Annotated in this window: 2 protein-coding genes; both read right to left on the reverse strand. The window is 74.0% G+C overall.

Annotated features, from left to right (window positions below; genetic code table 11):
- The coding region (locus tag ACZ4FV_RS50295) for an acyltransferase domain-containing protein (protein WP_465328062.1) at nucleotides 1-4,638 on the reverse strand (4,638 nt) is incomplete at its 3' end.
- Between the two features lie 57 nt (nucleotides 4,639-4,695).
- Nucleotides 4,696-11,823: a type I polyketide synthase gene (locus ACZ4FV_RS50300; RefSeq protein ID WP_465328064.1), complete on the reverse strand. Its 7,128-nt coding sequence runs from the start codon at nucleotides 11,821-11,823 to the stop codon at nucleotides 4,696-4,698.
- Between the last annotated feature and the right edge of the window lie 18 nt (nucleotides 11,824-11,841).

Genomic DNA, 11,841 nt, shown 5'->3' on the forward strand with positions numbered 1-11,841 from the left:
CGCCGCCATCCCCACCCCACCCGCACCGGCATGAACCAACACCGACTCACCCGACCGCAGACCACCCAACTCCACCAAGCCGTAATACGCCGTCAAAAACACCACCGGCACCGACGCCGCCCGCTCGAACGACCAGTCACACGGCGTCAAAGCCACGGTCCGCACATCGGCCACCGCCGTCGGACCGAACGACGGGAACATCCCGAACACCCGATCACCCAGCGCGAACTCGGACACCCCCGGACCGACCTCGATCACCACACCCGCGCCCTCGCCACCCATCGACGCGGCACCCGGATACACACCCAACGCGATCAACACGTCCCGGAAATTGAGACCGGCGGCCCGCACCGCGATACGGATGTGCCCCGCGTCGAGTGCGGTTTCCTCCGCGTCCCGCGGCACCGGGACGAGCGACAGGTTCTCCAGCGTCGCGGTCCCGGTCGTGTCCAAGCGCCAGGCACCGGGCGGCGGGACCAGCACGTCGGCAGACCCACCGACCCGCGCCAACCGGGGAGCGAGCATCTCGCCGTGCCGCAGCGCGAGTTGCGGTTCCCCACTCCACGCGGCAGCCTCCGACAGCGTCCCGGACGCCGGAGTGTCGTCCGTGTCCACCAGGACGAACCTGCCGGGATGCTCGCTCTGCGCCGACCTGATCAGACCCCACACAGGCGCGTGCACGAGGTCCGCCACCACGTCACCCGGACCCGCCGCCACCGCGCTGTGCGTCACTACGACCAGCCGCGACCGGGTCTCCCCTTCGGCCGCGAGCCACTCCTGGATCCGCCCCAACACGTCGGCCGTCGCCGCCGACACGGCATCCGCGAGGCCGTCGCCGATCGGGGTCGCCGAGGGGGTGCAGTCGAGCCAGGCCACCTGGTCGGTGTCGGCGCTCGGCTGTTCGGCCGCCGGGGAAGGAACCGGGATCCAGTCCAGGTGATAGAGGCTGTCGGTCGTCTCGTCGGCGGCGGGCGCCAGGTGGTCGGCGGCGACCGGCCGCAGGGTGAGCCCCATCGCGGAGAACACCGGTCCGCCGGTGCTGTCGGTGGCCTCGACGGCCACGGAGTCACCGTCGTTCACCGACAGTCGGACACGCAGTGACGACGCGCCGGAGGCCCGCAACCGGACGTGGTTCCAGGCGAACGGGAGGCGGACCGCGGTGCCGCCCGCGCCGACGCCGGTCAGCGCCACCGCCTGTAGCGCGGCGTCCAGGAGGGCCGGATGCAGCCCGAAGCGGTCGGCGCTCTCCCGCTGTTCGGCGGGGAGGGCCACTTCGGCGTACACGTTGTCGGCCACGCGCCAGGCGGCGCGCAGCCCCTGGAAGGACGGGCCGTAAGCGTAGCCGACGTCGGCCAGGTCGGCGTAGAAGCCGTCCAGCGGGATCGGCTGCGCACCGACGGGCGGCCACTCGGTCGGATCGAAGTCGGCGGCGCTCGGCGGCGCGGCGACCGCAGCGGACTCGGGCCGCAGCAGCCCGACGGCGTTCCTGGCCCAGGCCCGCTCGGTGTCGTCGTCGGTCCGCGAGAACACGGAGACCGTCCGACCGCCGTCGACGTCCGGTGCCGCGACCACGACCTGGATCTGAACTCCGCCGTGCTCGGGCAGCACCAGCGGTGCTTCCAGGACCAGTTCGTCGAGGAGGCCCCAGCCCACGGAATCTGCGGCCCGGATGGCCAGTTCGACGAAGGCGGTGCCGGGCAGCAACACCGTCCCGGCGACCGCGTGGTCCTGGAGCCAGGGGTGCGAGGACAGCGACAGCCGCCCGGTGAGCAGGAGTCCCTGCCCATCGGCCAGGGACACCGAGGCGCCCAGCAGGGGATGGCCCTCGCCGGTGAGCCCGAGTCCGGCCGCGTCATCGGCGCCGCCCGTCGAGACGTCGCGCAGCCAGTACCGCCGGCGCTGGAAGGCGTAGGTCGGCAGGTCGACGTCGACAGTGGGGCGATCGCCCAGCAGCGGCGACCAGTCCACGGCGAGGCCGTTGACGTACGCCTCCGCGAGCGCGGCGGTGAAGCGGTCGAGTCCGCCCTCGCCTCGGCGCAGCGTTCCGAACACCACCGCGCGGGCTTCGGCGGCTTCGATGGTGCTCTCGATCGGCGTCGTCAACACCGGGTGGGCGCCGGCCTCCACGAAGGCGTCGTACCCCTGCCGGAGCAGCAGCCGGATCGTCTCCTCGAAGCGAACGGTTTGCCGCAGGTTGGTGTACCAGTAGTTCGCGTCGAGCGCGGTGGTCTCCTCCACCCGCTCGGCGATGACCGTCGAGTAGAACGGCACCGTGGCCGCAAGCGGTTCGATGTCGGCCAGTTCCGTCGAGAGCCGATCACGGATGGCCTCCACCTGCACCGAGTGCGAGGCGTAGTCCACCGGTATCCGCCGTGCCCAGACGCCCGATCGTTCGCAGTCCGCGAGCACTTCGTTCAAGGCGGCCGGCTCACCGGACACGGTCACCGAGGACGGACCGTTCACCGCCGCGACCGAGATCCGACCCTCGTACCCCGCGATCAACTCGGCGGCACGATCCACCGGGACGCCGAGCGACACCATCCCGCCCGCACCCGCCAACTCCAGAATCGCCCGGCTCCGCAGCGCCACGACCTTCGCGCCGTCCGCCAGGGACAGCGCCCCGGCCACGCAGGCGGCCGCGATCTCCCCTTGCGAGTGGCCCACCACCGCGGCCGGCCGTATACCGAACGAGCGCCACAGTTCGGCCAGGGAGACCATCACCGCCCACAGCACGGGCTGCACGATGTCCACCCGGTCCAGCCACTCTTCCGACTCCGACCGCAGGATCGACGTCAACGACCAATCCACGAACGGCGCCAACGCGCCCTCGCACGCGGCGATCCGCTCCGCGAACACCGTTGCGGAGTCCAGCAGATCCGCGGCCATCCCCAACCACTGCGAACCCTGCCCCGGGAACACCAGTACCGTCCGGCCCGAGGACCGCGCCGCACCGGACACCACACCCGCGGCGGACTCCCCCGCGGCCAGCGCGGCCAGCCCCGCCGTCAACTCCGCGCGCCCCGAGGCCAGTACGACCCCCCGGCACTCCAGCACCGACCGCGACGCAGCCAGCGCCGACGCGATCACCGCCGGGTCCGACTCGGCATGCGCCGCGACGAATTCGGCCAGCCGACCCGCTTGCGCTCGCAGTGCCCCCGGCGACTTGCCCGACACCACGAACGGCACCGTCATGGGCGGGAGCGTCTCGGGTGCCCCCTCCCCCGCGACCGCCTCGGCCTTCGGTGCCGGTGCCTGTTCGATGATCACGTGCGCGTTCGTACCGCTGATCCCGAACGATGAGACCGCGGCGCGGCGCGGACGGTCGGCCGCGGCGGGCCACTCCCGCGCCTGGGTCAGCAACTCCACCGCGCCCGCCGACCAGTCGATCCGCGTCGAACGCTCGTCGGCGTGCAGGGTTTTCGGCAGGGTCCCGGCCCGGATCGCCAGGACGGTCTTGATCAGGCCCGCGACGCCGGCCGCGGCGCCGGTGTGGCCGATGTTCGACTTCACCGAGCCGAGCCAGAGCGGGTGGTCCGCCGGGCGGCTCCGACCATAGGTGGCCAGGAGTGCCTGCGCCTCGATCGGGTCGCCGAGCCGGGTGCCGGTGCCGTGTGCCTCCACCGCGTCCACGTCGGCCGCCGACAGACCGGCGTTGGCCAGCGCCAGCCGGATCACCCGTTGCTGCGAGGGGCCGTTGGGCGAGGTCAGGCCGTTGCTGGCGCCGTCCTGGTTGACCGCGCTGCCGCGCACCACCGCAAGCACCCGGCGGCCGTTGCGCCGCGCGTCGGCCAGCCGCTCGACCAGGAGCACACCCACGCCGTCGGCGAGGCCCATCCCGTCGGCCGCCTCCGCGAACGCCTTGCAGCGGCCGTCCTCGGCCAGTCCGTGCTGGGCGCTGAAGCCGAGGAACTGGCCGGGGGACGACAGCACCGTGACGCCGCCGACCAGAGCCAGCGAGCACTCGTCGTTGCGCAGCGACTGCACGGCCAGGTGCAGGGCCACCAGCGAGGACGAGCACGCGGTGTCCACGGTCACGGCGGGGCCTTCGAGCCCGTACAGGTAGGACAGTCGGCCGGAGAGCACGGCGGCGGCGGTGCCGGTGGTCAGGTGTCCGGCGTACTCGTCGGGCACCCGGCCGGCCGTCCAGCCGTAGTCCAGGGTGTTGGTGCCCATGAACACGCCCGTCGTGCTGCCGCGCAGGGTGGCCGGCAGGATCCCGGCGTTCTCGAAGACCTCCCAGGAGGTCTCCAGGAGCAGCCGCTGCTGCGGGTCCATCGCGACGGCCTCGCGCGGGGAGATCCCGAAGAAGTCGGCGTCGAAGCCGGCCACGTCCACGATGAAGCCGCCGGACGCGGCGTAGCTGGTGCCGGGGTGTTCCGGGTCGGGGTGGTAGAGCCGGTCCAGGTCCCAGCCGCGGTCCCGGGGCAGCGGGCCGATCGCGTCCTCGCCGCGGTCGACCAGTTCCCACAGGTCCTGCGGTGAGGCGACACCGCCGGGGAAGCGGCAGGCCATGCCGACGATCGCCACCGGCTCGCCGGTCGCGGCCTCGGCCTCGAACTCCTCGATCCGCTGCCGCGCGTCGTGCAGTTCGGCCGTGGTCCACTTCAGGTACTCGCGAAGGGTCTCTTCATTGGCCACGGCAGTCCTCCGGTACTGGGGTCACGGTGTTCGGCGAGCCGGGACGGTTCACGGCGTTCATCCCGCCGAGGTGCTGCGGCGCAGCCGGGTGTTGATGAACGCCAACATCTCGTCGTCCGAGGCCGCTTCGAGTTCCTCTGCGACGCTGTGCCCGGCGGGTGTCGCGCCGCCGGTGTTCGTGCCGGTGCCGCCGTTCCAGGTGGCGAGCAGGGTTTGGAGCCGCTTGGTGATGCCGGCTCGATCCGTCTCACCGACGGTGGCCGACGCCAGGCCGGTGGCCAGGCGGTCGAGTTCGGCGTGGACGAAATCGGCGCCCGCCATGCCGTCCTCCAGGAGTTCGGCGAGCAGCAGGTCGACGAGGGCGAGCGGGGTCGGGTAGTCGAACACGAGCGTGGCCGGCAGGTTCAGGCCGGTGAGCCGGTTCAGCCGGTTGCGCAGGTCGACGGCGGTGATGGATTCGAAGCCGAGTTCGCTGAAGGCGCGTTCGGCCCGGATCTCCTCGACGCAGTCGTGCCCCAGCGCGGCGGCCGTGTGCGCGCGGACCAGCTCCAGTAGGCGGTGCGCGCGGTCCGCCGGAGACAACTCGACGATTTGGCGCCGGAGTTCGTCGGCCCGGTCGGCGGCGGCGCGGGCCTCCTCGTCGAGTGCGGCGAGGGCGGTGCGGGCCTCGGGGACGGTGTCGATCAGTCGGCTGGGACGCAGGCCGGTGAAGGCGCCGGTGAAGACCGGCCAGTCGACGTCGGCGACGGTCACGCAGGTATCGTCGTGGTCGAGGGCCTGCTGGAGTGCGGTCAGGGCGAGTTCGGGGTCGAGCAGGCGCAGGCCGCCGAGGTCGATCCGGCGGATGGCGCGGGTCGCTTCGGGGTCGCCGGCCGGGTACGCGTCGGCCGACAGGTCCCAGACCGGCCAGGCCACGGACAGGGCGTGTCGGCCCTGTGCGCGGTGCCGCTGGGCCAGGGCGTCCAGGTGCGCGTTGGCGGCCGCGTAGGCACCGTGTTCGCCGCTGCCCCAGGAGGCGGCGACCGAGGAGAAGTAGACGACGGTGCGCAGTTCGTCCGGGTCGAGCAGCTCGTCCAGGAGTTGGGCGCTGTACGCCTTGTCGGCCAGCACGTCGGCGAGCGCGGCCGGGTCGGTGTCGAGCAGCGGGGACAGGCCCGGGTCTCCTGCGGTGTGCATCAGGTCGGTGATCCGGTGGCCCGCCGCGGTGAGCCGCGCCAGGAGGGCGGTCACCTCCTGGCGGTCGGACATGTCGCATTCGGCGGTGGTGAATCGGGGGCTCGCGCTGCCCGCCTCCGCGTCGAGGCGGGCGGCGGCTTCGGGATCGATCCGACCGGCCAGGACGAGGTGTTCGGCGCCGCGCTCGGCCAGCCGGTGGGCGAGCCGGATCTCCAACGGCCCGGTGCCGCCGGTGATCAGGACGGTGCCGGACGGCCGCCAGTCCCGGACGGCGTCGCCGGCGGGCAGTGGAGCCCGGACCAGCCGGCGGACGGAGGTCCCGGCCGCGCGGAGGGCGAGCTGGTCCTCGTGCGCGGCGTTGACCAGTGCTTGGCGCAGCCGGTCGACGCCGGCCGCGTCGAGGTGTTCCGGTAGGTCGATCAGGCCGCCCCAGCGGTCCGGCAGTTCGAGTGCGGCCACCCGCCCCAGGCCCCAGATCCGGGCCTGTTGCGGGTCCCGGGGCGCCGGTTCGCCGTCGACGGCGACGGCACCGCGCGTGAGGCACCACAGCCGGGTGTCGGCGGTGAGGTCCGCGGCGGCCTGGGCCAGGAGCAGGGTGCCGACGAGGCCGGCCGGGGCCGCCCCGGTATGCGGGTGCGCGGTGCCGTCGAGGCCGAGGAAGGACAGGATCCCGATCGGTCCGGGGCCCTGGGGTCGGGCCTCCTCCAGGCTGCGGACCAGTTCGGCCCGGGTGCCGCGGGCCGGGTCGACGATGAGGGTAGTGACGGTCGGGCCGCGGTCGGCCAGGGCCGCGATCAGGGCCGTGGTTTCCTCGTCCGCCGCCAGGACCGCCGGTACGACTGCCAGCCAGGCGGTGGGGGCGGCGGGGTCGCCGGGCAGGTCGAGGGCGGGCTGCCAGCCGGCGCGGTAGCGCCAACCGTCCGCCGTCCGCTGCTCGCGGGCCCGGCGCCGCCAGGAGTGCAGGGCGGGCAGTACCGCCTGCCAGGGCTGCCGGTCGGGGGCGTCGAGCAGGTCGGCGAGGGCCTGCGGGTCCTGGGTTTCGACCAGTTCCCAGAACCGGGTCTCGGTCGGGTCGCCGGTCGCGGCGCCGTACGCGGCGGCCGTGTCGTCGGCCGCGTCGAGCCAGTAGCGCCGCCGGTGGAAGGGATAGGTCGGCAGGTCGACGACGCCGGGGCGCCGGCCGGCGAAAACGGTGCTCCACCGCGGCGCAACGCCCCGCACGGCCGCCTCGCCCACCGAGAGCAGGAAGCGTTCGAGGCCGCCGTTGTGGCGGCGCAGACTGCCGATCACCGCGTGCTCGGCGCCGAGGGCTGCCGCGATCTCCTCGATCGGGTTGACCAGGGTGGGATGCGGGCCCACTTCGATGAACGTGTCGTAGCCCTGCTCCAGCAGGCCGCGGACGGTCTGCTCGAACCGGACGGTGCGGCGCAGGTTGGTGTACCAGTACTCGGCGTCCAGTTCCGCCGGGTCCAGCGGGCCACCGGTCACCGTCGAGTGGAAAGGCACCCGGCCGGTCACGGGGGTGATCTCCGCGAGGTCGGTGCGCAGTCGGTCGCGGATCTCGTCGACGTGCGCGGAGTGCGAGGCATAGCTCACCGGGAGGATCCGCGCGCGTCCAGCCTCGGCGGCCATGGTCCGTACCGCCGCGGACTCTCCGGAAACAACGACCTGGCCGGGGCTGTTGACCGCGGCGAGGGACAGTCCGCCGCCGAGCGCCGCGATCCGCTCGGTCGCCTCGGCTTCCGACATGGTGACGGACGCCATCAGGCCGCGGTCGGACAGGTCGAGCAGTGCCCGGCTGCGCAGCGCGACAATCTTCGCGCCGTCCTGGAGGGTCAACGCGCCGGCGACGCAGGCCGCCGCGATCTCGCCCTGCGAGTGGCCGACGACGGCGGCGGGTCGGACGCCGTACGCGCGCCAGAGTTCGGCGAGGGAGACCATCACGGCCCACAGGGCGGGCTGCACCACGTCCACCCGGGCCAGGCCGGCGCCCTCGGGGTCGCGCAGCACGTCGGTCAGCGACCAGTCGACGTATGGGGCCAGGGCCGCCGCGCAACGCTCGATGTGCTCGGCGAACAGCCGTTCCTCGTCCAGGAGGTCGGCGGCCATGCCGGCCCACTGCGAGCCCTGGCCGGGGAAGACGAATACGGCGCGTTCGCGGGCGGGGCCGGTTCCTTCGGCGACGCCCGTGCGTGCCTCGCCTGCGGCCAGGCCGTCCAGTGCGCGCAACAGGCCGTCCCGATCCCGGGCCACGGCGACCGCGCGGTGGGCGAGCCGGGTTCGGGTGGTGGCCAGCGAGAAGGAGACGTCGGCCAAGTCGAGTTCGGGGTGCTGCCCGAGGTGGTTGCGGAGCCGGTCGGCGACGGTGCGCAGGTCGCTTGCGGTGCGGGCGGACAGCGGGTACGGCAGCGGGGCGGTGGCCGGGGCCTCGTCCCCGGGGGTGTCCGGGTCCGTCGGGGCGGTGGCGTCCGGGTACGTGGGCTCGGGGGCGTCCGGGAACGTCGGTTCGGGGGGCGCCTGTTCCACGATCACGTGCGCGTTGGTGCCGCTTATTCCGAACGAGGAGACGCCGGCCCGGCGCGGCCGGTCGGTGTCCGGCCAGGGCGTCTGCTCCGTCAGCAGCTCGACCCCACCGGCCGACCAGTCGATGTGCGGTGACGGCGCGTCCACGTGCAGCGTCTTGGGGAGCACGCCGTGCCGCAGCGCCATGACCGTCTTCATCAGTCCCGCCATGCCGGCCGCGGCCGCCGCGTGCCCGAGGTTGGACTTCACCGAGCCGAGCCGCAACGGCCGGTCGGCGGGCCGGTCCCGCCCGTAGGTGGCGATCAGCGCGTGCGCCTCGATGGGGTCGCCCAATGTGGTGCCGGTGCCGTGCGCCTCCACCGCGTCCACCTGATCGGGTGTCAGCTCGGAGTCGGCCAAAGCGAGTCGGATCACCCGCTGCTGCGACGGTCCGTTCGGCGCGCTCAGACCGTTGCTGGCGCCGTCCTGGTTGACGGCGCTGCCGCGGACCAGCGCCCACACCCGGTGCCCGTGCCGGCGGGCGTCCGAGAGCCGTTCGAGCAACAGTACGCCGGTGCCTTCGGACCAGCCGGTGCCGTCGGCCGCCGCCGCGAACGACTTGCAACGGCCGTCCCCGGCCAGCCCACGCTGGCGGCTGAACTCGACGAAGCCCGTCGGGACCGCCATCACGGCGACGCCCCCGGCGAGGGCCGCCTCGCATTCGCCGCGCCGCAGCGCCTGGACGGCCAGATGCAGCGCCACCAGCGAGGACGAACACGCGGTGTCCACGGTCACCGCCGGGCCCTCGAGGCCGTAGGTGTAGGCCAGTCGACCGGACAGCACGCTGCCCGCGCTGCCGGTGAGCGCGTAGCCCTCCGCGCCGTCCGTTCCGCGCGCGCCCATCCCGTAGCCGGAGGGTGAGCCGCCGACGAAGACGCCGGTGGAGGTGCCCCTGAGCGCTGTCGGGTCGAGCCCGGCGCGTTCGAACGCCTCCCAGGAGGTCTCCAGGAGCAGCCGCTGTTGCGGGTCCATCGCCAGCGCCTCGCGCGGCGAGATCCCGAAGAAGCCGGGGTCGAACTCGGCGGCACCGGGTAGGAATCCGCCGTGTCGGGTGTACGAGGTGCCGGGACGGTCCGGGTCCGGGTGGTAGAGGCCGTCGAGGTCCCAGCCCCGGTCGGCCGGGAAGGGGCCGATCGCGTCGGCGCCGTCGGCGACCAGCCGCCACAGGTCCTCGGGGGAGGCGACACCGCCGGGAAACCGGCAGGCCATTCCGACGATCGCGATCGGCTCGTGCGACGCGGCCCGGGCGGCGGCCGGGACCGGCGAGCCGATGAACCGTTGTTCACCGGCCAGTTCGTCGCACAGGTGCGCGGCCAGCGCGGCCGATGTCGGGTGGTCGAAGACGGTGGTGACGGCCAGCGGGAAGCCGATCAGGACGCTGAGCCGGTCGCGCAGTTCGACCGCGGTGAGCGAGTCGAAGCCGAGGTCGCGGAACGCGCGGTCGGCGTCGACCGTCCGCGCCGAGGCGTGCCCGAGTACCTGCGCGACCTGGGCGCGTACCGCGTCGAGCGCGAGAGCGGGCCGGTCGGCGGGCGGGGCCGCGGCGAGACGGCGGCCGAGTTCGGAGTCCGTCGAGGTCTCGTGCCTGCCGCCCTCCGGAATTTCGGTGGCCGGGGCGAGGTCACTCAGCAGCGGGCTGGGTCGCAGCGCGGTGAAGGCGGCGGCGAACCGTTGCCGGTCCATGTCCACGACGGCCACCGTCGCCTCCGGGCCGCCGGCCGCGCGGGCGAGCGCGGCCAGGCCGTCGGCCGGGTCGAGCGGGCGCAGGCCGCGCCGAGCCAGCCGTTGCACGTCGCGCTCCGCGCCGACCATGCCGTCGTCGGCCCAGGGACCCCACGCGATCGAGGTCGCGGCCAGGCCGCGGCCGCGGCGCTGCTCGGCCAGCGCGTCCAGGGCGGCGTTCGCCGCGGCGTAGGCGCCCTGGACGCCGCCGCCCCAGACGCCGGCGACCGAGGAGAACAGCACGAAGGCGTCCAACGGCCGTTCGCCCAGCACCGCGTCGAGATTCGCGGCACCTACCGCCTTGCCCGCGAGGATGTCCGCGCAGCTCTGCGGGTCGGTGTCGAGGACGGCGCAGTCCTGAGCGAGCCCCGCGGTGTGCACGACGGCCCGGATCGGATCGCCGTCGGCTTCCGCCTCGGCGACGAGCCGGGCCAGTGCGGCCCGGTCGGCGAGGTCGCAGGACACCACGATGGCCCGCGCGCCGAGATCGGCGAGGTCGGCCGTCAGCCGGTCCACGCCGGGGGTGTCCGCGCCCCGCCTGCCGACCAACACCAGTTCGTCCGCGCCACGTTCCGCGGCCCACCGGGCCACCCGGGCGCCGAGGCCGGTGGTCCCTCCGGTGATCAGGATCCGACCGGCGGGCTGCCAGTCGGCGCAACGGCCCGCCGGCCGCGCGGCGGACAGCCGCCGTACCCGCACCCCGGCGGCGCGTACGGCGACCTGGTCCTCGGCGCCGTCGGCGATCATCGCCGCCGTCCGGGACCAGGCCGGCGCGTCGGGCGCGTCGGGCAGGTCGATCAGACCGCCCCACAGGGCGGGGTGCTCCAGCGCGACGGTACGGCCCAGGCCCCAGATCTGGGCCTGTTCGACATACCGCAGCGGATCCGAGGGGCCGGTGGTCACCGCACCCTGGGTCAGGCTCCACACCCTGGCCGCCGAACCCAGGTCACACAGCGCCTGGACGAGGGCGAGGGTGCCGGCCAGGCCGGTGCTCAGCCCGGGGGTGTCGGGGTCGGGGGCCGTTTCGCGGCCGAGGAGCGAGACGACACCGGTAACGTCGGCGTGATTCCGGAGCAGTACGGCCAGCGCCTCGCGGTTCAGCGCGCCGGGCTCGACGGTGACGTGCTCGACGTGCGCGCCGCGCTCTTCGAGCGCGCGCCCACACGCCGTGGTGAACGTGGTGTCGCCCGCGCGCGACGAGATCAGCATCCAGGCGCCGGACAGCCTGGCAGTCGGCGGTTCGGCGACCGGCCGCCACCGCACCGTGTACCGCCGGCCGGCCTCGGGGTCGATCCCGGCGGTCTCTCGGGCGGCAGCGGTGCGGACGGCGGGGTGCTCGGTCGCGAGCCAGTAGTGCCGCCGCTGGAAGGCGAAGGTCGGCAACTCCACGCGGCGGCCGCCGCGCCCGGCCAGGATGCCGGACCAGTCGACCCGGATTCCCGCCGTGTGGAGGGTGGCCAGCGCGGTGATCGATGTCGCCGTGTCCGCGTGGTCCCGGCGCAGAAACGTCACGACGGTCGGGCCCGCCTGCGGATCGGTGTTCTCCCGTGCCATCGCGCCGGCCACAGCGTCGGGGCCGATCTCCGCGAAGGCGGTGGTGCCTTGGGCGGAGAGCGAGCCGATCCCGTCGGCGAAGCGGACCGGTTCGCGAACCTGGCGCACCCAGTAGCCGGGGTCGGTCAGTTCGTCGGCCTCGGCGATTCGGCCGGTGAGGTTGGCGACCACCGGGATCCGCGGGGCCGC

It is taken from the genome of Embleya sp. NPDC025285 (assembly GCF_055558835.1).